Origin of the sequence: Kosakonia oryzendophytica (assembly GCF_900094925.1) — a bacterium.
In the GTDB taxonomy this organism is placed as follows: Bacteria; Pseudomonadota; Gammaproteobacteria; order Enterobacterales; family Enterobacteriaceae; genus Kosakonia; species Kosakonia oryzendophytica.
This window is the reverse complement of the sequence record NZ_FMAY01000006.1, coordinates 304,467-329,327: the sequence shown is the minus strand read 5'-3', so window position 1 is coordinate 329,327 and position 24,861 is coordinate 304,467. Positions and strand designations below refer to the sequence as shown.

At 54.2% G+C, this 24,861-nt stretch carries 21 protein-coding genes; 15 read left to right on the top strand and 6 right to left on the bottom strand.

Features of this window, described 5'->3' with window-relative positions; genetic code table 11:
• The coding region (gene tnpA, locus GA0061071_RS12940) for an IS200/IS605 family transposase (protein WP_139109660.1) at positions 1-231 on the top strand (231 nt) is incomplete at its 5' end.
• Positions 232-318: 87 nt separating this feature from the next.
• On the opposite strand, the gene nudE is transcribed toward tnpA, so the two are convergent.
• Entirely contained in the window at positions 319-879 is a 561-nt protein-coding gene (gene nudE, locus GA0061071_RS12935) for an ADP compounds hydrolase NudE (protein WP_061492870.1), read from the bottom strand.
• A 318-nt stretch (positions 880-1,197) separates the two neighbouring features.
• Here nudE and GA0061071_RS12930 point away from each other — a divergent pair, with 318 nt between their 5' ends.
• The 5 genes from GA0061071_RS12930 (at position 1,198) to pckA (ending at position 7,336) form a co-directional block, all read left to right on the top strand.
• The gene (locus GA0061071_RS12930; RefSeq protein WP_088238372.1) at positions 1,198-3,333 is read left to right on the top strand and encodes an intracellular growth attenuator family protein; all 2,136 of its coding nucleotides are present in this window, start codon (positions 1,198-1,200) and stop codon (positions 3,331-3,333) included.
• A 65-nt stretch (positions 3,334-3,398) separates the two neighbouring features.
• A complete protein-coding gene (yrfG, locus tag GA0061071_RS12925; RefSeq protein ID WP_088238371.1) occupies positions 3,399-4,076 on the top strand; it encodes a GMP/IMP nucleotidase in 678 nt (225 codons plus the stop codon).
• Positions 4,076-4,477: a ribosome-associated heat shock protein Hsp15 gene (hslR, locus tag GA0061071_RS12920; RefSeq protein ID WP_061492867.1), complete on the top strand. Its 402-nt coding sequence runs from the start codon at positions 4,076-4,078 to the stop codon at positions 4,475-4,477. The genes yrfG and hslR overlap by 1 nt, the downstream gene beginning before the upstream one ends.
• A 24-nt stretch (positions 4,478-4,501) precedes the next feature.
• The gene (hslO, locus tag GA0061071_RS12915; protein ID WP_088238370.1) at positions 4,502-5,380 is read left to right on the top strand and encodes an Hsp33 family molecular chaperone HslO; all 879 of its coding nucleotides are present in this window, start codon (positions 4,502-4,504) and stop codon (positions 5,378-5,380) included.
• 336 nt (positions 5,381-5,716) lie between these two features.
• Entirely contained in the window at positions 5,717-7,336 is a 1,620-nt protein-coding gene (gene pckA, locus GA0061071_RS12910) for a phosphoenolpyruvate carboxykinase (ATP) (protein WP_061492865.1), read from the top strand.
• Positions 7,337-7,384: 48 nt separating this feature from the next.
• Here pckA and envZ read toward each other — a convergent pair whose 3' ends face one another.
• Together envZ and ompR are read right to left on the bottom strand one after the other, a co-directional pair.
• The gene (envZ, locus tag GA0061071_RS12905; protein ID WP_061492864.1) at positions 7,385-8,737 is read right to left on the bottom strand and encodes a two-component system sensor histidine kinase EnvZ; all 1,353 of its coding nucleotides are present in this window, start codon (positions 8,735-8,737) and stop codon (positions 7,385-7,387) included.
• Positions 8,734-9,453, bottom strand: coding sequence for an osmolarity response regulator transcription factor OmpR (ompR, locus tag GA0061071_RS12900; protein WP_001157751.1), 720 nt, complete (start codon positions 9,451-9,453; stop codon positions 8,734-8,736). The genes envZ and ompR overlap by 4 nt, the downstream gene beginning before the upstream one ends.
• A gap of 217 nt (positions 9,454-9,670) precedes the next feature.
• Here ompR and greB point away from each other — a divergent pair, with 217 nt between their 5' ends.
• From greB to feoC, 5 genes are all read left to right on the top strand, one after another.
• Positions 9,671-10,144 carry a transcription elongation factor GreB gene (gene greB, locus GA0061071_RS12895; protein WP_061492863.1) on the top strand — a complete coding sequence of 158 codons (474 nt, stop codon included), beginning with the start codon at positions 9,671-9,673 and terminating at the stop codon, positions 10,142-10,144.
• A 99-nt stretch (positions 10,145-10,243) separates the two neighbouring features.
• Positions 10,244-12,586: a Tex family protein gene (locus GA0061071_RS12890; RefSeq protein WP_088238369.1), complete on the top strand. Its 2,343-nt coding sequence runs from the start codon at positions 10,244-10,246 to the stop codon at positions 12,584-12,586.
• A gap of 507 nt (positions 12,587-13,093) precedes the next feature.
• The gene (feoA, locus tag GA0061071_RS12885) at positions 13,094-13,321 is read left to right on the top strand and encodes a ferrous iron transporter A (RefSeq protein ID WP_017459530.1); all 228 of its coding nucleotides are present in this window, start codon (positions 13,094-13,096) and stop codon (positions 13,319-13,321) included.
• A 30-nt stretch (positions 13,322-13,351) separates the two neighbouring features.
• Positions 13,352-15,670: a Fe(2+) transporter permease subunit FeoB gene (feoB, locus tag GA0061071_RS12880; RefSeq protein WP_061492861.1), complete on the top strand. Its 2,319-nt coding sequence runs from the start codon at positions 13,352-13,354 to the stop codon at positions 15,668-15,670.
• Positions 15,671-15,681: 11 nt separating this feature from the next.
• Positions 15,682-15,921, top strand: a complete 240-nt coding sequence (gene feoC / locus GA0061071_RS12875) for a [Fe-S]-dependent transcriptional repressor FeoC (protein WP_061492860.1) — start codon at positions 15,682-15,684, stop codon at positions 15,919-15,921.
• Between the two features lie 28 nt (positions 15,922-15,949).
• On the opposite strand, the gene bioH is transcribed toward feoC, so the two are convergent.
• A complete protein-coding gene (gene bioH / locus GA0061071_RS12870) occupies positions 15,950-16,720 on the bottom strand; it encodes a pimeloyl-ACP methyl ester esterase BioH (protein ID WP_088238368.1) in 771 nt (256 codons plus the stop codon).
• A gap of 38 nt (positions 16,721-16,758) precedes the next feature.
• On the opposite strand from bioH, the gene gntX reads away from it, so the two are divergent.
• From gntX to gntT, 3 genes are all read left to right on the top strand, one after another.
• A complete protein-coding gene (gntX, locus tag GA0061071_RS12865) occupies positions 16,759-17,442 on the top strand; it encodes a DNA utilization protein GntX (RefSeq protein WP_061492858.1) in 684 nt (227 codons plus the stop codon).
• A 58-nt stretch (positions 17,443-17,500) separates the two neighbouring features.
• Entirely contained in the window at positions 17,501-18,076 is a 576-nt protein-coding gene (nfuA, locus tag GA0061071_RS12860) for a Fe-S biogenesis protein NfuA (RefSeq protein WP_061492857.1), read from the top strand.
• Positions 18,077-18,487: 411 nt separating this feature from the next.
• The gene (gene gntT / locus GA0061071_RS12855) at positions 18,488-19,804 is read left to right on the top strand and encodes a gluconate transporter (RefSeq protein WP_061492856.1); all 1,317 of its coding nucleotides are present in this window, start codon (positions 18,488-18,490) and stop codon (positions 19,802-19,804) included.
• A 57-nt stretch (positions 19,805-19,861) separates the two neighbouring features.
• On the opposite strand, the gene malQ is transcribed toward gntT, so the two are convergent.
• Together malQ and malP are read right to left on the bottom strand one after the other, a co-directional pair.
• Positions 19,862-21,946 carry a 4-alpha-glucanotransferase gene (gene malQ / locus GA0061071_RS12850; RefSeq protein ID WP_061492855.1) on the bottom strand — a complete coding sequence of 695 codons (2,085 nt, stop codon included), beginning with the start codon at positions 21,944-21,946 and terminating at the stop codon, positions 19,862-19,864.
• 9 nt (positions 21,947-21,955) lie between these two features.
• The gene (gene malP, locus GA0061071_RS12845; protein ID WP_061492854.1) at positions 21,956-24,349 is read right to left on the bottom strand and encodes a maltodextrin phosphorylase; all 2,394 of its coding nucleotides are present in this window, start codon (positions 24,347-24,349) and stop codon (positions 21,956-21,958) included.
• A 109-nt stretch (positions 24,350-24,458) separates the two neighbouring features.
• On the opposite strand from malP, the gene GA0061071_RS23310 reads away from it, so the two are divergent.
• Positions 24,459-24,830: a hypothetical protein gene (locus tag GA0061071_RS23310; protein WP_139109659.1), complete on the top strand. Its 372-nt coding sequence runs from the start codon at positions 24,459-24,461 to the stop codon at positions 24,828-24,830.
• The last annotated feature ends 31 nt before the right edge of the window (positions 24,831-24,861 follow it).

The following is a 24,861-nucleotide window of genomic DNA, read 5'->3' as shown; positions in this document are numbered from 1 at the left end:
CCGCCGAAAATCTCGATATCAACTCTAATGGGGCATCTGAAAGGTCGCAGCGCAATCAGACTCTACAATCGTTTCCCACACATAAGAAAGAAGCTATGGGGCAACCACTTTTGGTCACGTGGCTACTTTGTAGATACTGTCGGTGTGAACGAGGAAATTATCAGACGATATGTGAGGCATCAGGAGAAAACGGAACAAATACATGAACAGCAAATGGAATTGCTAGAGTAGTAAGCGGAAAGTGACAATAGCCCCCCTTACAGGGGGCATTCTCAAAAGCCACCTTCTAAGAAGGTGGTCTTTTACTTGCTTAGGTCGTTACAGCCGCCCCTGCCCCTTTAGCCATTCACGGACCAGAAACAGTGCGCTGACGTTACGCGCTTCATTGAAATCGGGATCTTCCAGCAAATCCATTAAATGCTTCAGCGGCCAGCGAACCTGAGGCAGCGGCTCTGGCTCGTCGCCGGGCAAGGATTCCGGATAGAGATCTTCAGCAACGATGATATTCATCTTACTGGAGAAATAAGAGGGCGCCATGCTGAGTTTTTTCAGAAAAGTAAGCTCATTTGCACCAAATCCTACTTCTTCTTTTAGTTCCCGGTTCGCCGCTTCGTATATACTCTCACCAGGATCGATAAGACCTTTGGAAAATCCCAACTCGTAGGACTCGGTTCCCACTGCATATTCGCGGATCAGAATGAGATGGTCGTCGACAATGGGCACAATCATCACGGCTTCGTGTGTGGATGGACGCATGCGTTCGTAGACACGGCGCACACCGTTGCTAAATTCCAGATCCACACTTTCAACGTTAAACAGTCGTGAAGAAGCGACCGTTTCAACATTAAGAATGGTGGGTTTTTGCAATGAATCGCTCATTATTATCGGTCTTTGCAGAGAAACTTGCGTTATTGTGCGACACTACACACGGTTTGGGCAATGTCATTCGCCGCTAATTTACATTTTTGTAACCTATCAGAAATCAATCCCCAAATAAACCAAAAAGTCAATAGCTTGAAATAAAACTAAGAATTTGCTGATATTCCCGTTAGGGTGGTTTTGCTATTCTTGTGTGTGATGGTATGCGCTTAAAATTACTCAAGTTAATTTCCTGCTTGCAGCGGCGAACCACGACACATTATTTACGGGAAGGGTGCAACTGACTACACCTGTTAGGAAAAGTAAGATGGGGAAAGCATGAGCACCATTTTGATTTTTTTCGCTGCTATGCTGGCCTGCGCATTCCTCGCTGGATGGATTTTCAGGTTCAGGTCGCAACGTCGCTACAGGCTGCCTTATTTGCAGGCCTTCGCTGGCGCGACGACCCGTAAACTGTTGCCAGAAGAGCGCGAAACTGTCGAAAACTATCTGGAGTCGCTCTCCCGTACACAAAATATCCCAGGCCCAACCGGTGCAACAACAGCCCCGGTTTCCATCAAATTAAATGCCCAGAGCAATACGGTTCTGTTTGTGGCGCACTCCATTACGCGCTATGGCATTACTACCGACGCCCCCAATAAGTGGCGCTACTATCTTGATTCTGTCGAAGTGCATCTGCCGCCTTTTTGGGAGCAGTACATTACCGATGAGAACAACGTCGAACTGATCCGTACCAACTCACTGCCGCTGGTGATCTCACTGAATGGTCATACCCTCAGTGAATATATGAATGAAGAGCGCAGTGGCGAACTGGAGCGGGTTTCTGCGGCGCACTCTGCCATCCGTGGTGAAGAAACGGAGCAGATCGAACTGCTGAATATTCGCCGGGAAACACAGGAAGAGTTCGCCTTAAGCCGACCTGACGGCATGCGTGAAGCCCTGCTGGTATCCACCGCTTTCTTACTGTTCTTCTTCTGCCTGGTGGCTCCCGAAGTTTTCGTTCCATGGCTGGCGGGCGGCGCTGTTATGTTGCTTGCCGCTGGGTTATGGGGCCTGTATGCGCCACCAGCAAAAAACACCCTGCGAGAAATTCACTGTCTGCGCGGTACGCCAAAACGTTGGGGTTTGTTCGGTGAAAATAATCAGGAGCAGATGAACAATATCTCTCTGGGCATTATCGATCTGATTTATCCACGCCACTGGCAGCCTTTTGTCACGCAGGATCTGGGGCAACAAACGGATATCGATATTTATCTCGATCGCCACGTTGTGCGCCAGGGGCGCTTTTTATCCCTGCACGATGAGGTGAAAAACTTCCCGTTGCAACACTGGGTACGCAGCGCGGTCATCTCCACCGGCTCGCTCGTGGTACTGGCGATGCTGCTGATTTGGGTGCCGCTGGATATGCCAATAAAATTCACCGTTTCGTGGATCAAAGGCGCACAAACCATTGAGGCCAGTAGCGTCAACCAACTCGAAGCTGCGGGGTTGCGCATAGGCGACACGTTGCGCCTCAGCGGCACCGGGATGTGCAACATTCATACTCAGAATAACTGGGCTTCGCGTCAGACATCACCGTTTACGCCATTCGACTGTTCGCAGATTATCTGGAATAACGCACCACCACTGCCCTTGCCGGAGTCCGCGACGGTGACCAAAGCCACGGCGCTTGCCCAGGCGGTTAGCCGCCAGTTACACCCTACTGCAGAAGATGATTCCCGCGTTAGCCCTGTGTTGCGTTCCGCCATTCAGAAATCTGGCATGGTCTTGTTGGATGACTTTGCCGACATCGTCCTGAAAACCCAGGATTTGTGCTCAGCTGAAGACGAATGTTTACGGCTGAAAAATGCGCTGGTTAACCTGGGTAACAGCAAAGACTGGGACACGCTGACCAAACGGGCAAGCGAAGGGAAACTCACCGGTGTGAACGTTCTGCTGCGCCCGGTAAGCGCGGAGTCGCTGGATAATTTGGTCACGACCTCCACCGCGCCCTTTATCATGCGTGAAACAACCCGCGCGGCGCAGGCGCTGAACAGCCCTGCTCCAGGAGGTTTCCTGATTGTCAGCGAAGAGGGCAACGAGCTTGTCGACCAGCCATGGCCACCGATCGCCCTGTATGACTATCCTGCGCAGGAACAGTGGAATGAATTCCAACGGCTGGCACAAATGCTGATGCAAACACCATTCAGCGCAGAAGGGATCATCACCAACATTTATACAGATGCCAACGGCACCAAGCACATCAGTCTGCACCGGATGCCGGACACTACGGGCCTGTGGCGCTATGCAGGCACCACACTGTTGCTGCTGACCATGATCATCAGTACCGTCTACAACGGTGTCCTTGCGCTGCGTCGTTACCAGCGTAATCGCACGCGCCTCGAAGAGATTCAGCAGTACTATCAAAGCTGCCTGAATCCACAACTGCTCCCCACGCAGGAAAGCCTCAGCTGATAACGACCCGCTGAACGAGCTGTGTTAACCTGTCGCGCAGGTTTTCATCTGGCTGGAGTTTTCCAATGCATCTTGATATCGCATGGCAGAATATCGATACCGTTCTGCTGGACATGGATGGCACGCTACTCGATCTCGCTTTCGACAATTTTTTCTGGCAAAAACTGGTGCCAGAAACCTTCGGTGCGAAACAAGGCTTAACCCCGGATGAAGCGCAGAACGTCCTCCGCCAGGAGTATCACGCCGTGCAGCATACGCTAAACTGGTATTGTCTGGATTACTGGAGCGAGCGACTCGGTCTCGATATCTGCGCGATGACCACCCAGCATGGGCCACAGGCCGTGCTACGTGAAGACACCGTGCCGTTTCTGGATGCGTTGAAAAAATGCGGAAAACGCCGCATTTTGCTGACCAATGCGCACCCGCATAACCTGGCCGTCAAACTTGAACACACCGGACTCGCGTCGCACCTTGATTTATTGCTTTCCACCCACACATTTGGTTATCCGAAAGAGGATCAGCGTTTGTGGCAAGCAGTTACGCAAGAAACTGGCTTAACCCCCGAACGAACGCTGTTTATTGACGACAGCGAACCTATTCTGGACGCAGCGACCAAATTTGGCATTGGTTACTGCCTTGGCGTCACGAACCCGGATTCCGGTCTGGCGGAAAAAAGTTATTTACGCCATCCGGGAATGAACGATTACCGTCGACTGATCCCTTCTCTTCTTAAGGAGGCTTAATGAAACAACAGCCTGCGCAAGATGTCCGACTGGATAAATGGCTGTGGGCAGCGCGTTTTTATAAAACCCGCGCCATTGCCCGCGAGATGATTGAAGGCGGCAAAGTGCATTACAACGGACAGCGCAGCAAGCCGAGTAAAATCGTTGAGCTGAATGCCACCTTAACGCTGCGTCAGGGAAACGATGAACGCACGGTCATCATTAAGGGCATCACTGAACAGCGCCGTCCGGCCGATGAAGCGGTAGCACTTTACGAAGAGACAGCGGAAAGCATCGAGAAGCGCGAGAAAATGACGCTTGCCCGCAAGCTCAATGCCCTGACCATGCCGCACCCCGATCGTCGCCCGGATAAGAAAGAACGTCGCGATCTGATGAAATTTAAATACGGTGATAGCGAGTAACGCTCACCCGCAAGAGAGATAATTATGGCCCATCAAGACCAATTACACCGCTATCTGTTTGAAAACTATGCCGTACGCGGCGAGCTGGTGACCGTATCCGAAACCTGGAAACAGGTGCTGGAAAACCACAACTATCCGTTACCGGTGAAAACCATCCTTGGGGAACTGCTGGTCGCAACCAGCTTACTCACCGCCACGCTGAAGTTTGCCGGTGATATCACCGTTCAACTGCAAGGGGATGGCCCGATGAGTCTGGCGGTGATCAATGGCAATAACCGCCAGCAGATGCGCGGTGTTGCCCGCGTGCAGGGCGATGTGCCGGAAAATGCCGATCTGAAAACGCTGGTCGGTAATGGCTATCTGGTGATTACGATTACGCCAGAAGAAGGCGAACGTTATCAGGGCGTTGTGGGTCTGGAAGGCGATACGCTGGCGGCCTGCCTGGAAGATTATTTCCTGCGCTCAGAACAGTTGCCGACGCGCCTGTTTATTCGTACCGGCGATGTCGATGGCCAGCCCGCTGCCGGCGGTATGCTGCTACAGGTACTGCCTGCCCAGGACACCCAGGCTGCAGATTTCGAACATCTGAGCGTGCTGACGGAAACCATCAAAGCAGAAGAGCTTTTCACGCTGAACGCCGAAGACGTGCTGTGGCGTTTGTACCATGAAGAAGAGGTCACGCTCTACGATCCGCAGGATGTGGAATTTAAATGCACCTGCTCTCGCGAGCGTTGCGCTGGCGCGCTGAAAACCCTGCCGGATGAAGAAGTCGATAGCATTCTTGCCGAAGAGGGTGAAATCGATATGCACTGCGACTACTGCGGTAATCATTATCTGTTTAACGCGATGGATATTGCTGAAATCCGCAATAATGCCTCTCCAGCCGATCCTCAGGTTCACTGACAGACTATTTCGCGCCGCCTTCGGGCGGCGTTTTTGCAAATCTTGTCACGTTTCCGCTACAATCCCGCCTGAAACTCTTACGTAACTTTCTTTCATGAAAGCGATTACAGTCACAAAGTGACGGTTTAAAATGTTGCGTTATGGTGTTTTAAGAACATTTTCCCGATCATTATGATGTAATTTGCCATAATCCGTTCCGTTGCGTGACGGGTGTCACAGCGTTTTCCGTTAGTTTGGGTTTGTCGAGATACGTAAATCTATGAGCGTCGTCCCGGTTAACAAATGAAGAACAACCCTACAATTTCAGGCAGTACATCTTGGCTAAGGAGTAGTGATATGCGTGTTAAGAGCTTAACCCCGCAAGATCTCAAGGCTTATGGTATCAACGATGTTCAGGATCTCGTCTACAACCCCGATTACGATACGCTGTATCAGGAAGAGCTCCGCCCAGACCTGGAGGGATATGAGCGTGGTGTGTTGACGAATTCTGGTGCTGTCGCCGTCGACACCGGTATTTTTACCGGCCGTTCGCCGAAAGATAAATACATTGTCCGTGACGACACTACCCGCGACACCGTGTGGTGGTCTGATAAAGGCAAAGGTAAAAACGACAACAAACCGCTCTCCCCTGAAATCTGGCAGCACCTGAAAGGTCTGGTCACGCAACAACTCTCCGGAAAGCGCCTGTTTATTATTGATGCCTTTTGCGGCGCCAACCCGGACACCCGTCTTGCCGTGCGCTTCATTACTGAAGTGGCCTGGCAGGCGCATTTCGTCAAAAACATGTTTATTCGCCCGACGGAAGAGGAACTGGCAAGCTTTACGCCGGATTTTATTGTGATGAACGGTGCGAAGTGCACCAACCCCCAGTGGCAGGAGCAAGGGCTGAACTCCGAGAACTTTGTGGCCTTTAACCTCACCGAACGCATCCAGTTAATTGGCGGTACCTGGTACGGCGGCGAGATGAAAAAAGGCATGTTCTCAATCATGAATTATCTGCTGCCGCTGCAAGGCATTGCGTCGATGCACTGCTCCGCTAACGTCGGCGAGAAAGGCGATGTCGCGGTGTTCTTTGGCCTTTCCGGTACCGGCAAAACCACCCTCTCCACCGATCCCAAGCGTCGTCTGATTGGCGATGATGAGCACGGTTGGGATGACGATGGCGTGTTTAACTTCGAAGGGGGTTGCTACGCCAAAACGATCCGTCTCTCTGAAGAAGCGGAACCGGATATCTTCCACGCCATCCGTCGGGATGCGCTGCTGGAAAACGTCAGCGTCCGCGCCGATGGCAGCATCGATTATGATGATGCCTCGAAAACGGAAAACACCCGCGTGTCGTATCCGATTTACCATATTCAGAATATCGTTAAACCGGTATCAAAAGCGGGTCACGCTACCAAGGTGATCTTCCTGACGGCGGATGCTTTTGGCGTACTGCCGCCGGTGTCACGCCTCACAGCAAGCCAGACGCAGTACCACTTCCTTTCCGGCTTTACCGCTAAACTGGCGGGTACTGAGCGCGGGGTAACAGAACCGACGCCGACCTTCTCCGCCTGTTTTGGTGCGGCGTTCCTGTCGCTGCATCCAACGCAGTACGCAGAAGTTCTGGTGAAACGCATGCAGGCATCCGGCGCGCAGGCTTATCTGGTCAATACCGGCTGGAATGGCACCGGCAAGCGTATTTCCATCAAAGATACCCGCGCCATCATCGACGCGATTCTGGATGGCTCGCTGGACGACGCCGAAACCTTCACCCTGCCGATGTTTAACCTGGCCATCCCCACAACGCTGCCCGGCGTGGACAGCCGGATTCTCGATCCACGCAACACCTACGCCTCGCCGGAACAATGGCAGGAGAAGGCCACGCAACTGGCCACGCTGTTTGTGGAAAACTTCGAGAAATACACGGATACCCCTGCTGGCGCCGCGCTGGTCAGCGCCGGGCCGAAACTGTAATCCGGCAACGCAAGAGAAACAAAACCCGCCTACTGGCGGGTTTTTTATTCAGGCGTCTTTCGTTGGCCCGCTCACGCGAGCAACAGGAACAGGTAGCCAGGCGCGAATAGATAACCCGCCGCGCTCGCTGGTGCCCAGTTCCAGCAAACCGTTATGGTTATCGACAATACGCTGCACAATCGCCAGGCCAAGACCGGTGCCGCTGGTGCTACGGGCGCTATCGCCACGGACAAACGGCTGGAACAGATGCTTACGTTGTTCCGGCTTAATGCCCGGGCCGTCATCCTCCACCTGGAACCAGGCACGATTCAATTCGGTGCCGCTGCTGACTTTAATCCAGCCTTTGCCATAGCGTGCCGCATTCACCACCATGTTGGCGACTGCACGCTTAATCGAAAGCGGATGCATACGCACGAAGATCTCGCTGGCGTTTAATGCCGTCTCAATTTCCCGCTCATAGCCGCTTTCGGCTGCCACCACTTCGCCAAGCACCGCATTCAGTTCCGCCATTTCCATCGGCATCTCCTGACCGGTACGCAGATAATCAATAAACTGCTCGATAATGGCGTTGCACTCTTCAATATCTTTATTAATCGACTCGGCAAGATAGCCATCTTCTTCCGCCATCATTTCCGTCGCCAGGCGGATACGCGTCAGTGGCGTGCGCAAATCATGGCTCACCCCGGCCATTAACAACGTGCGGTCATCCGCCAGTTGTTTCACCCCAGCGGCCATCTGGTTAAAGGCGCGAGTCACCGAACGCACTTCCGATGCGCCATATTCCCGCAACGGCGCCGGAATTTGCCCTTTCCCCACTTTGAGCGCGGCATGTTCCAGGTCAACAAGCGGTCGGTTCTGAATGCGGATAAACAGCCAGGCGCCGCCTATCGCCAGCAGCATAATCGCCAGCGTGTAACGGAACAGCGGAGAGAAGTCGCCCTGGTGAATTTCGGTCAACGGCACACGCACCCAGATATTGGGCGACAGCCAGGTCTTCAGCCACACGACTGGCGAACTTTTGTTCACCTCGACGCGCACCTCAGTCGGCCCGCCAAGCTGCTGCGCCATCTGCTGACTTAAGAACTCATAATGCTGAGCCCAACGCAGACCTGCGTCTTCCGCGGCCTCGTTGGAGTAGAGCGAAATCCCTAATTCCCGGTAGATTTCGCGACGAAACGCCGGTGGCACCACCAGTTGCGTACCATCCTCCAGTTGCAGTTTATCGGTCATCAACATACGTACTTCGTAGGCGAGAACCTTATTAAACTGCTGGAGGCTGGGCAAAATGGCGAAGTTCAGCACCACCAGGTAAGTTGTCACCAGGCTGACGAACAGCAAGGTGACAATGAGCAACAACGTGCGGGCGAATGAACTGCGCGGTGAGAAGCGCACTCGCTTCATGCTTTAGAGCCATCCGGCACAAATACGTAGCCCAGACCCCACACGGTCTGAATATAACGTGGATGAGCAGGATCCTCTTCCACCATGCGGCGCAGACGGGAAATCTGCACATCAATAGAACGTTCCATCGCCGAATATTCACGACCGCGCGCGAGGTTCATCAGCTTATCGCGCGATAGCGGCTCACGCGGGTGACTGACCAGCGCTTTCAGCACCGCAAACTCACCGCTGGTCAGCGGCATCGGTTCATCTTCGCGGAACATTTCACGGGTACCGAGGTTCAGTTTGAATTTACCAAAGGCAATGACCGCTTCTTCCTGAGAGGGTGCGCCCGGCAGTTCATTCGCCTGGCGGCGCAGTACCGCGCGAATACGCGCCAGCAGTTCACGCGGGTTAAACGGTTTGGGAATGTAGTCGTCAGCGCCAATTTCCAGACCAACGATACGGTCCACCTCTTCCCCTTTCGCCGTCACCATAATGATCGGCATCGGGTTGCTCTGGCTGCGCAGACGGCGGCAGATAGAGAGGCCATCTTCGCCGGGCAGCATCAGATCCAGCACCATCAGATGGAAAGATTCACGGGTTAACAAACGATCCATTTGTTCAGCGTTAGCGACGCTACGAACCTGGAAGCCTTGCTCGGTAAGATAACGCTCAAGTAATGCGCGCAGACGCATGTCGTCATCCACTACCAGAATCTTATAATTCTCTTGCATTGTTTATACTCCCAAAGGTTCCGACAATTATGAATCCGTATTCTAAAAAAGTGCGCGTTCACGACCAGCTAAATCTGGTATACATTCTAGTCGAAATTGTTACAAAGCATATTTAACAGCAAGTTATATGCATATTTCATCACAGAAAGCATGATTAATCCGCACCTTAGACATAACGATTTGTAAAGCATGTGCGAGACAGAGAAAAGGCAATTGCATGAAAACGCCCCTGATCACCCGTGAAGGTTACGACAAACTGAAGCAGGAACTCGATTTTCTCTGGCGTGAGGAGCGCCCGGAAGTCACCAAAAAAGTGACCTGGGCCGCGAGCCTGGGCGACCGCAGCGAAAACGCCGACTACCAGTACAATAAAAAACGCCTGCGTGAGATAGACCGCCGGGTACGTTATCTCACCAAATGTCTGGAAAACCTGAAAATTGTTGATTATTCACCACAGCAGGAAGGCAAAGTGTTCTTTGGCGCCTGGGTGGAAATTGAAAACGATGAGGGCGCAACCCTGCGTTTTCGCATCGTGGGTTATGACGAGATCTTTGGTCGTAAAGATTACATCTCAATCGACTCGCCGATGGCGCGCGCTTTGCTGAAGAAAGAAGCGGGAGATGTCGCCGTGGTGCAGACACCGGGCGGCGAAGCGACCTGGTACGTTAACGAAATTGAGTATGTGAAATAACCCATCCGGAACAGTCCGAGAGCAACCCATAGCGGCTGGCAATTTTCAGCGCCAGTCCGTATAACTACACGCTGTTTTTATGCAGAAGATGATAAAAAAATGATGAATGATTCGCTCTGCCGCATTATTGCGGGTGAACTTCAGGCCCGGGCCGAACAGGTGGAATCCGCCGTTCGCCTGCTTGATGAAGGGAACACAGTGCCGTTTATCGCGCGCTATCGTAAAGAGGTCACCGGCGGTCTGGACGACACGCAACTGCGTCAGCTCGAAACCCGTCTTGTCTACCTGCGCGAACTGGAAGAACGCCGTCAGGCGATCCTCAAATCCATTGGCGAGCAGGGCAAACTCAGCGACGAACTGGCCAAAGCCATTAACGGTACGCTGAGCAAAACCGAACTCGAAGATCTCTACCTGCCATACAAACCTAAACGCCGCACCCGCGGGCAGATTGCCATTGAAGCCGGTCTGGAGCCGCTGGCCGATGCGTTATGGACCGATCCTTCACAGGATCCGGACACCTTAGCCGCGACCTTTGTCGACGCCAGGAAAGGCATCGCAGACAGCAAAGCCGCGCTGGATGGTGCACGTTATATCCTGATGGAACGCTTCGCCGAAGATGCCGCGCTGCTGGCAAAAGTGCGCGACTATCTGTGGAAAAACGCTCATCTGGTGTCGACTGTCGTCAGTGGCAAAGAGGAAGAAGGCGCGAAATTCCGCGACTACTTCGATCATCATGAACCGATTGCCACCACCCCGTCTCACCGCGCACTGGCCATGTTCCGTGGGCGCAACGAAGGCGTGCTTCAGCTCTCGCTGAATGCCGACCCGCAATTTGACGAGCCGCCAAAAGAGAGCCACTGCGAGCAGATCATTATCGATCATCTCGGCCTGCGTCTTAACAATGCCCCGGCAGATAGCTGGCGCAAAGGCGTGGTGAGCTGGACCTGGCGCATCAAAGTGTTAATGCATCTGGAAACCGAGCTGATGGGCACGGTGCGTGAACGCGCAGAAGATGAAGCGATTAACGTTTTTGCCCGCAACCTGCACGATCTGTTGATGGCCGCACCGGCAGGACTGCGCGCCACCATGGGACTCGATCCGGGTCTGCGTACCGGCGTAAAAGTCGCGGTCGTGGATAGCACCGGCAAACTGGTGGCGACCGACACCATTTATCCGCATACCGGCCAGGCTGCGAAAGCGGCGGTTGCCGTGGCGACACTGTGTGAGAAGCATAACGTTGAGCTGGTCGCCATCGGTAACGGCACCGCGTCCCGCGAAACAGAACGTTTCTATCTCGATGTGCAAAAACAGTTCCCGAAAGTCACTGCGCAAAAAGTGATCGTCAGTGAAGCAGGCGCATCGGTCTACTCCGCATCTGAGCTTGCAGCGCTGGAGTTCCCGGATCTCGACGTTTCCCTGCGCGGTGCAGTCTCTATTGCCCGCCGTTTACAGGATCCCCTGGCTGAGCTGGTGAAAATTGATCCCAAATCCATCGGCGTCGGCCAATATCAGCACGATGTCAGCCAGACGCAGTTAGCACGTAAGCTGGATGCGGTCGTCGAAGACTGCGTGAACGCCGTCGGCGTTGACCTGAATACCGCCTCTGTTCCGCTGCTAACACGCGTGGCGGGCCTGACCCGCATGATGGCGCAGAATATCGTCACCTGGCGTGATGAAAATGGTCAGTTCCAGAATCGCCAGCAGTTACTCAAAGTTAGCCGTCTTGGGCCGAAAGCCTTTGAACAGTGTGCAGGTTTCCTGCGTATCAACCACGGCGACAACCCGCTCGATGCCTCAACGGTCCACCCGGAAACGTACCCGGTGGTGGAGCGTATTCTGGCGGCAACCGCGCAATCCCTGCGCGATTTGATGGGCAACAGCAGCGAACTGCGCAAACTGAATGCCGCTGAATTTACCGATGAGCGCTTCGGTGTGCCAACGGTGACGGACATTATCAAAGAGCTGGAGAAACCGGGTCGCGACCCGCGTCCGGAGTTCAAAACCGCGACCTTTGCTGAAGGCGTTGAAACCCTCAACGACCTGCTGCCCGGCATGGTGCTGGAAGGTGCGGTCACCAACGTCACTAACTTCGGTGCGTTCGTTGACATCGGCGTGCATCAGGATGGCCTGGTCCATATCTCTTCGCTGGCGGACAAGTTCGTTGAAGATCCACATACGGTGGTCAAAGCAGGCGATATCGTCAAAGTGAAGGTGCTTGAAGTGGATCTCCCGCGCAAACGCATCGCGCTGACCATGCGTCTGGATGAGCAACCCGGCGACAGCACCACCCGTCGCGGTAATGGCAACAGCAACGGGGGCAACCGCGATGCAGGCCGCAACAATGCGCGCCCGGCGAAAGCCCCGCGCGGCCGCGATGCACAACCCAGCGGCAACAGCGCAATGATGGATGCGTTAGCGGCAGCAATGGGTAAGAAACGCTAAACGTCAACGATAGCCCTTCCGGAACAAGAGAAGGGCTATTTTTCCTCAAACTATTCGAAAATATAAGTATTGATCCGCACCGTTATTCGACGAAATAAAACTAACGCATTATTTTACATGCTAATTAGCGTTCAAAAATATTAATCAACCCTATCTATAATTAGCTCGCTTAATGCCCTGTATCTGCGCCTTATTTACGTTATCCACTTTCCATTCTTAATAAACGCTTAAGTCTGAAAAATGCCATTAACGATCTTTTTGTGTTTCTCTTTATCCAATGCAGCACGAAATGGATAACACAACAAAATGTTGAGCTACGTCAAAACAGGCCCAAATTAATATATTCGACTGCCTGCCAGCGCATTTTTATGATTGATGATAAAAACTATTCTCATTATCATTGTGCCATGTTGAGTATTTCTCTTTTTTCATTGGCCCTTTACCGGATGCCATGCGCCCGCACGACGCATGATAAATATTGGTTCACAGCGTACATAAGTAGGTTCTATGCAATTCTCTCCTGACAGCGCGTGGAAAATTACCGGCTTTTCACAAGAAATTAGCCCGGCATGGCGGCAAAAACTCCTCTCTTTAGGCATGTTGCCCGGTTCCTCTTTTAATGTGGTACGTGTGGCACCGTTAGGCGATCCCATTCATATCGAAACCCGACGCGTTAATTTGGTGTTACGAAAAAAAGATCTCGCCTTCCTTGAGCTGGAAGCAGTTTCACGTTAATGGTTCAGCCGTTACAGAGAGTTACGTAAAATGAAAAAAATAACCATTGGCTTAATTGGTAATCCTAATTCAGGCAAGACGACATTATTCAATCAGTTAACCGGTGCGCGCCAGCGTGTAGGTAACTGGGCTGGCGTTACCGTTGAACGCAAAGAGGGTTCATTCACCACCACAGATAAACAGGTTACGCTGGTCGACCTTCCTGGTACTTACTCCCTGACCACCATTTCTGCGCAAACCTCACTGGATGAACAGATTGCCTGCCACTACATTCTGAGCGGCGACGCAGACTTGCTGATTAACGTGGTAGATGCCTCCAACCTGGAGCGCAACCTCTACCTGACCTTACAACTGCTGGAACTCGGCATTCCCTGCATTATCGCGCTGAATATGCTTGATATCGCCGAAAAGCAGAAAGTACGCATTGATGTCGATGCCCTTGCTGCGCGCCTTGGTTGCCCGGTAATCCCACTGGTTTCCACACGGGGCCGCGGCATAGAAGCCCTTAAGCTGGCGATCGACCGTCATCAGGCTAACGACAGCGTTGAACTGGTGCATTACGCTCAACCACTCGCACGAGAAGCTGACGCGCTGGCGCATTTGATGGGTGACGAGACGCCGTGGCAGCAACGCCGTTGGATGGGGCTGCAAATGCTGGAGGGCGATATCTACAGCCGCGCCAATTCAGGCATCAGCGCCCAGCACCTGGATACCAGCCTGTCTCGTTTGCAGGCCGAAATGGATGACCCGGCACTGCATATTGCCGATGCACGTTATCAATCCATCGCCGCCATTTGCGACGCGGTGAGCAACACGCTGACTGCCGAGCCCAGCCAGTTCACGGCCGCGGTCGACCGCGTGATCCTGAACCGCTTTTTGGGCCTGCCTGTCTTCCTGTTCGTGATGTACCTGATGTTCCTGTTCGCCATTAATATCGGTGGCGCGTTCGCACCTATTTTTGATGCCGGTTCAGTGGCAGTTTTCGTGCATGGCATTCAGTGGCTGGGTTATACGCTGCACTTCCCGGCATGGCTAACCGTGTTCCTTGCTCAGGGGCTGGGCGGTGGGGTGAATACCGTACTGCCGCTGGTTCCCCAGCTTGGCATGATGTACCTGTTTATGTCTTTCCTAGAAGACTCCGGGTATATGGCGCGCGCCGCCTTTGTGATGGATCGCCTGATGCAATCGCTGGGATTGCCGGGTAAATCCTTTGTGCCGTTGATTGTGGGCTTTGGCTGCAACGTGCCATCGGTGATGGGTGCGCGTACGCTCGATGCACCGCGTGAACGGTTGATCACCATGATGATGGCGCCGTTTATGTCCTGCGGTGCGCGTCTGGCGATCTTTGCCGTCTTTGCTGCGGCTTTCTTTGGTCAGCAAGGCGCGGTGACGGTCTTCTCACTGTATGTGCTTGGCATTGTAATGGCTATTCTGACCGGGCTGATGCTGAAGTTCACTCTGCTGCGCGGTGAAGCGACTCCGTTCGTTATGGAGCTGCCGGTTTATCATGTACCTCACCTGAAAAGCCTGCTGCTGCAAACCTGGCAACGTCTGAAAGGTTTTGTTATCCGTGCCGGTAAAGTGATTATCGTGGTCAGTATTTTCCTGAGCGCGATGAACAGCTTCTCGCTGGATGGCCGCACCGTCGACAAAATCGACGAGTCGGCGTTGGCTTCCATTAGCCGCGTCTTCACTCCCCTGTTAGAGCCGATTGGCGTGCATGGCGATCACTGGCAAGCGACGGTCGGGCTGTTCACCGGCGCGATGGCAAAAGAAGTGGTGGTGGGTACGCTGAATACGCTCTACACCGCCGAAAATATTCAGGAAGCGGCGTTTAATCCGGCGGAATTCAGCCTGACGGGCGAGTTAGCGGCAGCGCTGAGCGAAACCTGGAAAAGCCTGCAAGACACGTTCAGTCTGAGCGTGCTGGCCAACCCGATTGAAGCCAGCAAAGGCGAGGGTGAGATGGCCACCGGTACAATGGGCGTGATGAGTGAGAAATTCGGCAGTGCGGCAGCCGCTTACAGCTACCTGATTTTTGTGTTGCTTTACGTTCCCTGCATCACGGCAATGGGCGCTATCGCCCGTGAATCCAGCCGTGGCTGGATGGGGTTCTCGGTATTATGGGGACTGAACATCGCCTACTCGCTGTCGACCCTGTTCTACCAGACGGTGACGTTTAACCAGCACCCGGTTTACAGTCTGACCTGCATTCTGGCGGTGCTCCTGTTCAACGTTGTGGTCATTGGCGCGCTGCGCCGTGCCAGAAGCCGGGTGAACGTCAACCTGCTGGCAACACGCAAAACCGTCGCCAGTTGCTGCGACAGCCCGGCGGGCGACTGCCACTAAGGAGCGACATGATGGCATCGTTAATTGACGTACGGGATTTACTGGCCTTGCGCGGGCGAATGGAAGCCAGCCAGCTCAGCGCGACACTGCACACGCCGCGAGCGCTGATCGATGCCATGCTCGCGCGCATGGAGGCCATGGGCAAAGCGGTTCGCATTCAGGAAGAGGCTACCGGGTGTTTGACCGGTAGCTGTAAACACTGCCCGGACGGGAAAGACGCCTGCTCACGCGAGTGGTGGGCGTTGCGATAATGGCACCCTCCTCCCCGATGGGAGGAGCTTAAAGCCGCGATTTAAGCGCCACCAGCGTGTCACAAAAAGCATCAGGATGTGAGATAAACGGCGCATGCGCGGCTTTCGGGAAGATCACTGATTCACTCTCCGGCCACATCTCATCCAGCAGCGGGACGATTTTGCGCGGCACCAGCCCATCAAGCCGGCCATACAAACGCAAAAACGGCATGGACAGCCCCGTTAACACCTCACGCAAATCCACCGTTTTCAGGATCTCCAGTCCACCATTCAACACCTCTGCCGATGGCATATCCAGCGACAGCACCGCGCTTTTCAACAATCGGGCATCCTGCTTTGCCGTTTCCGTTCCCAGTGTTTGTAGCGCCAGAAAACGTTCGACGGTGCGCTGGAAATCTTCACTGAGTTGGTGCTGAAACCCCGCCAGCACATCGGGCTTGATCCCGGCCCAGTCATCCTGCGCGCTAAAACAGGGCGACGAGGCTACCGTGACCAGTGCATTAACGCGTTCAGGAGCCAGTAACGCTGCCTGGCTTGCCACCAGCCCGCCGAGACTCCAGCCAAGCCATACCGCTTTTTCCGGTGCCTGAGACAATATGAGGTCCGTCATTTGCCGCAGTGTTAACGCAGTAAAACCACGGCTCCTGCCGTAGCCCGGCAAATCCACCAGATGCAGGGTAAAGTGCGTACTCAATTCCGGGGTGATGCAATCCCAGACTTGCGCATTCAGTCCCCATCCGTGCAGCAGCACAAGATGACAATCTCCTTCGCCTTTGGTTTGCCACCAGATGTCACTCATCAGTTATCGTTCTCTTTTTTCACACAGGGAGGTGCAATATGCTAACAGCGCCGGGGTTATGCTGGCTATGCCGGATGCCGCTCGCATGCAGCCACTGGGGAATCTGTTCGTTGTGCGCGCGTGTCATCCTCAGGCGTGGCAGCGTTTGCCCTTTGTGCGGTTTACCTGCCGCCCGCGACGATATTCACTGTGGGCGTTGCCTGCAAAAACCGCCACCCTGGCAGCGGCTTATCGCCGTCAGTGATTATGCACCACCGCTCAGTACGCTACTGCATCAGTTTAAGTTTGCACCGCGTCCGGAAGCAGCTAATGCGCTGTCCCGGCTGCTGTTATTAGCCGTACGTACCGCGCACCCGACCCGGAATCCGGCAAAACCCGATATGATCCTCAGCGTGCCACTGCATACCCGTCGCCAGTGGCGCAGAGGCTTTAATCAAAGCGATCTGTTATGTCAGAAGCTGGCGCATTGGTTACAATGCAGCGCTCCACGCGCCGCGCTGCGCCGCCTGCGAGCAACGCCGGTTCAGCATCATCTCAGCGCTCGTTTGCGCAAACAGAACCTGAAAAACGCCTTCCGACTTGAATTGCCGGTCGCTGGTCTCCATATCGTCGTGGTGGATGATGTCGTCACGACCGGCAGTACTGTTGCAGAAATCACCCGCCTGCTTTTACGCAGCGGCGCAGCGACTGTTCAGGTATGGTGCCTGTGTCGAACCTTGTAGACCCTCGATGATGGGCGTATTATAACCAAGTAAAATAGTCAACTATTAGGCCATTGCTATGATCCGTATCTCCGACGCAGCCCAGGCGCATTTTGTTAAACTGCTGGCAAATCAGGAAGAAGGGACACAAATCCGCGTATTTGTGATTAACCCGGGTACGCCAAACGCCGAGTGCGGCGTCTCCTATTGCCCACCGGACGCGGTTGAAGCAAGCGACACCGCACTGAAATTTGAGCAGTTGATCGCCTACGTCGACGAACTGAGCGCGCCGTATCTGGAAGATGCGGAAATCGATTTTGTTACCGACCAGTTGGGTTCCCAGCTCACGCTGAAAGCGCCGAATGCAAAAATGCGTAAGGTCTCTGACGACGCCCCGCTGATGGAACGCGTGGAGTATCTGCTGCAGTCGCAAATTAATCCTCAACTCGCCGGCCACGGCGGCCGTGTATCGCTGATGGAAATCACCGATGAAGGCTACGCCATTTTGCAATTTGGCGGCGGCTGTAACGGTTGTTCTATGGTCGACGTCACGCTGAAAGAGGGGATCGAGAAGCAGCTGCTGACCGAATTCCCGGAACTGAAAGGCGTGCGCGATCTGACCGAGCACCAACGCGGCGAGCACTCCTACTACTAAGCCTTACTCCCGTTGTCGCATACAGGCCCGGTGGCGCTTCGCTTACCGGGTCTTGCGCCAGATGCCCGTCCCCCGCCATCTGGCGATGCCTCCCCGGTTAAGTCATATACCCCTCGCTGTTACCCGTATCCTTGTCATCACAGATCGCTTTTTCATTGTGGTTAGTTTACTCGCGTTAATATGACGGATGTCTCAGTTCTCACATTTAGATCCGCCTGGTGATTCTCTTCCCATAGATGTTACCCGTATCATTTCAGTCAGCACCCACAAGACAACAACATCCAGCTACAATTTTGAGTTATGGATGTAAGCCGTAACGGTGCGGCAGCCCGCTGTTTCGTACCCTGGAGCATTAAGGGACTGCCAAAAAAGAATGACGTTACCCATAACAAATTAAAGGCCAGGTAAATCATGCCATTAGTCATTGTCGCTATCGGTGTCGCCCTTTTATTGCTGTTAATGATCCGTTTTAAACTCAACGGGTTTATTGCCCTGATCCTGGTGGCGCTCGCCGTCGGGATGATGCAGGGCATGCCGTTGGACGCGGTGATCAAATCCATTAAAGCCGGAGTCGGTGGAACGCTGGGTAGTCTTGCGCTGATCATGGGCTTCGGCGCCATGCTGGGTAAACTGCTGGCGGATTGCGGCGGCGCGCAGCGCATTGCCACGACGCTCATTGAGAAATTCGGCCGTAAACACATTCAGTGGGCCGTGGTGTTAACCGGTTTTACCGTCGGTTTCGCCCTGTTCTATGAAGTGGGCTTTGTACTGTTGCTGCCGCTGGTGTTCACGATTGCCGCGTCTGCACGTATTCCGCTGCTCTATATCGGTGTGCCCATGGCCGCTGCGCTGTCCGTCACGCATGGTTTCCTGCCACCGCACCCAGGTCCGACCGCCATTGCCACCATTTTCCATGCGGACATGGGGAAAACCCTGCTTTACGGTACGCTGCTCGGTATCCCGACGGTGATCCTCGCAGGCCCGGTATATGCGCGCTTCCTGAAAAGCATTGATAAGCCGATTCCTGAAGGTCTGTACAACACCAAAACCTTTACCGAAGAAGAGATGCCAGGCTTTGGCGTCAGCGTCTGGACCTCTCTGGTACCGGTGATCCTGATGGCGTTGCGCGCGGTAGCGGAGATGGTGCTGCCGAAAGGTCACGCTATCCTTCCGTATGCCGAGTTCTTTGGCGACCCGGTGATGGCAACGATGATCGCCGTCCTGATTGCGGTCTTCACCTTTGGCCTGAACCGTGGTCGTTCAATGGACGACATTAACGACACCCTGACCAGCTCTATCAAAATCATCGCCATGATGCTGCTGATCATCGGCGGCGGCGGCGCGTTCAAGCAGGTTCTGGTCGATAGCGGCGTGGATAAATACATTGCCGCCATGATGCACTCCACCAACCTCTCTCCGCTGTTTATGGCGTGGTCTATCGCTGCCGTCCTGCGTATTGCGCTCGGATCTGCAACCGTGGCGGCGATCACCGCAGGCGGTATTGCCGCGCCGCTGATTGCCACCACCGGGGTAAGCCCGGAATTGATGGTGATTGCCGTGGGCTCCGGTAGCGTGATCTTCTCCCATGTGAACGATCCGGGTTTCTGGTTGTTCAAAGAGTATTTCAACCTGACTATCGGTGAGACCATGCGTTCCTGGTCCGCGCTGGAAACCATTATCTCCGTGTGCGGCCTGGTAGGATGCTTGCTGCTGGGAATGGTGGTCTGATAAAACGCAGGTCCCTCCTGACAAGATGAAAATGCCCGGTCTGACCGGGCATTTTTATTAGCGTTTACCTGCTGCTTTGCGGCGACGATCGAGATCCTTAATCAGGCGGTTAACCTTCTCATCGGCAAACATCTTCTCCAGCGTAACCGCCAGCTTACGCCGCCAGTTCTTATACTGATAACTGGTGCCCGGAATGTTTACCGGCCCTGGCATATCGAGCCAGTCTTCCGGCTGTAATCCCAGTAACGCGCTGTTGCTATCCGCGATAAAACGCTGCATCCCACGATTAAGGATCGCCGTCATCGGCATGCGTGAGGCATTATGCCCGGCACGTTTTGGCAGGCACCCGGACTGATGCAACGCATCCAGTAACCCCTGTTTTGCCCTTTCGCGATCCTGATACAGTCCACGCAATATCACTTCATCCGGGTAGAGCCCAAGGGTTTTGCCGAGGGTTAAATCGCCGCTCTCCCAGTATCCCCGTAACGTCGGCAGATCATGCGTGGTGGCGACCGCCATCGACTGTGGCGGATAGGCCTGCGGCGTACGGAAGGTCTTTTCATGATCGCTTTCAAAATAGAGCACCTTGTACGAGTAAACGCCGCAACTGCGCAGCTTACCGACAATCTCCACCGGCACCGTACCCAGATCCTCACCAATCACCATGCACTGATGACGCTGACTTTCCAGCGCCAGAATAGCGAGCAGATCATCGACCGGATACTGCACATACGCCCCGTGGTCAGCGGTTTCACCGTAAGGGATCCACCATAAGCGCAGCATCGACATCACATGATCAATACGCAGCGCGCCACAGCTTTTCATATTGGCGCGTAGCAGATCGATAAACGGCGCATAACCACGAGCCTGCATAACATGCGGATCCATCGGCGGCAGCCCCCAGTTTTGCCCCAGCGGCCCCAGAATATCCGGTGGCGCGCCAACGGAGGCTTTCAGGCAATACAACTCGCGATCGCACCAGGTTTCCGCACCGCCTTCCGCCACGCCTACCGCCAAATCACGGTACAGGCCAATCGGCATACCGTTGTTCTGACTTGTCGCCCAGCATTCGGCAAACTGCGTATACGCCAACCACTGAAGCCAGAGATAGAAATCCACCTCGTCGGCATGTTGCTGACAAAACGCTTTCACCTGCGGGCTTCGGATAGACTGATACCCTTCCGGCCATACGGGCCAGCCCCAGCGCAATTCATCCTCCTGCACCTGCCAGGCATGTAGCGCATCAAATGCCGCCTGCCAATACAGGCTTTCCCCCTCCTGCTGCACAAAATCCCGGAAGGCTAACGCTTGTTCGTCATCTGCGGCGCGCTGACGAAAGTGCTTCCATGCCATACGCAGCGCCGCCAGTTTCAACGCGGTCACCGTGGCGTAATCCACCCATTCGGCATCCCGCGCAGCACCTAGCGTTTGCTGCGTCGTGGGCAACGTCCACCATGCCTGCGCCTCTTCACTGTCGCGAAAGTCCGTCAGGGCATTAACATCGATATAGATAATATTCAGCCAGCGCCGGGATGACGGACTGTACGGACTGGCGCTCTCCGGGTTCGCCGGATAGAGCGCATGAATAGGGTTTAAACCTATAAACGCACCGCCGCGCTTTGCCACCTCGCCCAGCATCGCCTTCAGATCGCCAAAGTCGCCAATGCCCCAGTTATCCTGCGAACGCAGGGTGTAAAGCTGAACGCAAGCGCCCCACAGCTTTTTCCCCTCCAGCAATGCCTGCGGTTCGTAACAGCGTGCCGGAGCGATAATTAACCGGCACGGCCATTGCTGGCCTTTCTGCTCCAGCACCAGAGAGTGATAGCCGAGCGCCAGCCCGCCTGGCAACGCCAGGTTCGCACCGCCTCGCACCTCGCCTGTATGCTGTTTGCCCGCTTCCGTGGTCAGATGCCAGCGGAAATCGCCTTTGCCCTGCACCGGCAGTACCTTCTTTTTGCCGCGGATAAAAACCTGCACCGGTGGCACAGGTGAAACTGTGCCTGTCGCAGGAGCCGGATGCATGGCCTCCAGCAACCGCCGTTTGGTGAGCGCAGTAATGGACTGCGGTTTGCCGTGCGCATTGATGTAGTCAGGGCTGATCCCCGCCGCCAGCGCGGCATGCTCCAGACGTTTGCTTTCCATTGCGCTTCCTTAGCGTTTCGCCTGCCAGATACGGGTTTGATAATCACGAATCGAGCGATCGGAGCTGAACATACCGCAGCGGGCGGTATTGAGGATCGCAGCACGGCTCCAGGCCTCCTGATCGCGATACAGTGCATCGACACGTTTTTGCGCTGCCACATAGGCGCTGAAATCCGCCAGTACCAGGTACGGATCGCCGCCCTGTTTGCCAATGCTATGCAGCATTTGATCAAACGCATGCTTGTCGCCGCCGCTAAACTTCCCGCTCTCCAGCGCTTTCAGCACCGCATCCAGTTGCTTGTCTTTCTTGCGCCATTTCAGCGGATCGTAGCCTTTAGCTTTCAACGCTTTCACCTGCTCAACGGTATGGCCGAAGATAAAGATATTCTCTTCGCCAACCTGCTCGGCAATCTCGACATTCGCGCCGTCCAGCGTCCCCACGGTGAGCGCGCCATTCAGCGCCAGCTTCATATTGCCGGTGCCGGAGGCTTCCTTACCGGCGGTAGAAATCTGTTCGGAAACATCCGCCGCCGGGATCAGTTTTTCCGCTGCCGACACACAATAATCCGGCAGGAACACCACCTTCAGTTTGTCGCCCACCTTCGCGTCGTTGTTGATCACCTCCGCCACTTTGTTAATGGCATAGATAATGTTTTTCGCCAGGTAATAACCCGGCGCGGCTTTCGCGCCAAACAGGAATACGCGCGGCACACGGTCGGCCTTCGGGTTTTCGCGGATCTCGTTATACAGCGCAATGATATGCAACAGACCGAGATGCTGGCGTTTGTACTCGTGAAGGCGTTTGATCTGAATATCAAATAGCGCCTGTGGGTTGATCTCAATACCGGTACGGGCTTTGACAAAGGCCGCCAGACGGATCTTGTTCTGCTGTTTGATCTCGCGATATTGCTGGCGGAACGCCGCATCATCAGCGTATTTCTCCAGATTAATCAGCTGATCGAGATCGTTAGCCCACTCTTTTTTCAGCGTTTTATCCAGCAACGCTGCCAGCAAGGGGTTGCACTGCTTAATCCAACGGCGTGGGGTAATACCGTTGGTCACATTGTGGAATTTACCCGGCCATAACTGGTGGTATTCCGGGAACAGATCTTTGACGACCAGGTCCGAATGCAGCGCTGCGACCCCGTTTACCGCAAACCCCCCGACCACGCACAAATTCGCCATTCGCACCTGTTTGTGATGCACCACCGCCAGCTTAGCCCATACCGCCTTGTCGCCAGGCCAGGTCTTCTCGACCAGTACCTTAAACTTGTCGTTGATCTGCTTAATTATCTGCATATGGCGCGGCAGCAGCGCTTTTACCAGGGTTTCGTCCCAGCACTCCAGCGCTTCCGGCATCAAGGTATGGTTGGTGTAAGCAAAGGTCCGGCTGGTGATCGCCCAGGCCTCATCCCAGCTCAGTTGATGCTCATCAAGCAACACGCGCAGCAGTTCCGGGATGGCAATGGTCGGGTGAGTGTCGTTTAACTGGATAACTTCAAAATCCGGCAGTTGCGCCAGTTTGCGTCCTGCCAGATGGTGGCGGCGCAGAATATCAGCCACCGAACAGGCGCACTGAAAATATTGCTGCATCAGGCGCAGTTTTTTCCCGGCCTGGTGGTTGTCATTGGGATACAGCACCTTGGTGAGTTTTTCTGCGTCAATGCCGGTTTGCTCGGCACGCAGGAAATCACCGTCGTTAAATTTGGTCAGATCAAACGGATGAGCATGCGTCGCCTGCCACAGACGCAGCGGCTGCGTCACACTGTTGCGATAACCAATAACGGGCAGATCCCAGGCTTCGCCAACCAGGGTAAATGCCGGTTGCCACAGCCCCTCTTTGCTGACCTTACCGCCAATACCTACGTGCACGTCCAGCTGTTCGTTGTGGCTGAACCACGGGTAGCTGCGACGATGCCAGTCATCCGGCGCTTCATGTTGTTGGCCGTCGACAAAAGATTGACGGAACAGGCCATACTGGTAATTCAGCCCATAGCCTGTGGCGGATTGTCCCACCGTCGCCATTGAGTCCAGAAAACAGGCTGCCAGTCGCCCAAGCCCACCGTTGCCTAACGCCGGATCGATCTCCTCTTCCAGCAGATCGCTAAGATTTATCGCGTGCGTATCCAGCACCGCCGCCACATCCTGATACCACCCCAGATTAAGCAGATTGTTGCCCGTCAGGCGACCAATTAAAAACTCCATCGAGATGTAGTTAACATGGCGCTGCTTTTTCTCCGCTTTCGGCGCAGGCTGTGCTGCCAGCAGTTCCGCCAGCGCGCCGCTGACTGCGTGCCACCACTGACGGGTGGTCATTTCCGTTGCAGCCGCCAACCCCAAACGCTGCCACTGGCGAGTGAGGGCCGCTTCAAACTGCGCTTTATCAAACGTTGGCTTTGACATAAAGAATCCGGGTCCTTTTGTGAATTAAATCGACGTTAGCGCTAGTGTGCCAGGCTCAGTTTATGAGTTCCTCATCCTGCCTGGGATTAGCCGGGGAGGAGTAGCGGGGATGAGCGAAAATTGTGATCGCCGCCACTTAAAGGTAGCGTCTCTTTTGCACATTTTTCAAACAAAAAGCAGCAAAACGAGACGGAAAAATGCGCGCCGTTTTAACGAAGGGGAAAAAGGATATGAAATGTCGTTTCAGAAGAAATTGGTTTTGCTCATCTGTGAAAACCGGCAGATATTAAATTCATTTAAAATCTGGTTCTCACGGTTTCGCTATTTGTGCGATTTAACCCCGACAGAGATAAATAGCTTTCCGGGACGCGGAACGTTAACAAACGCACCACGCGACAGACCTGGACAGCCCGCCAATTCTGCCCCCACGACTTTTGTAACTATTGTTCTTAATTTATTCATTACGGAAATAAAAATGTGACATGGTGCAAATTCACAATCGTCAGATTTGG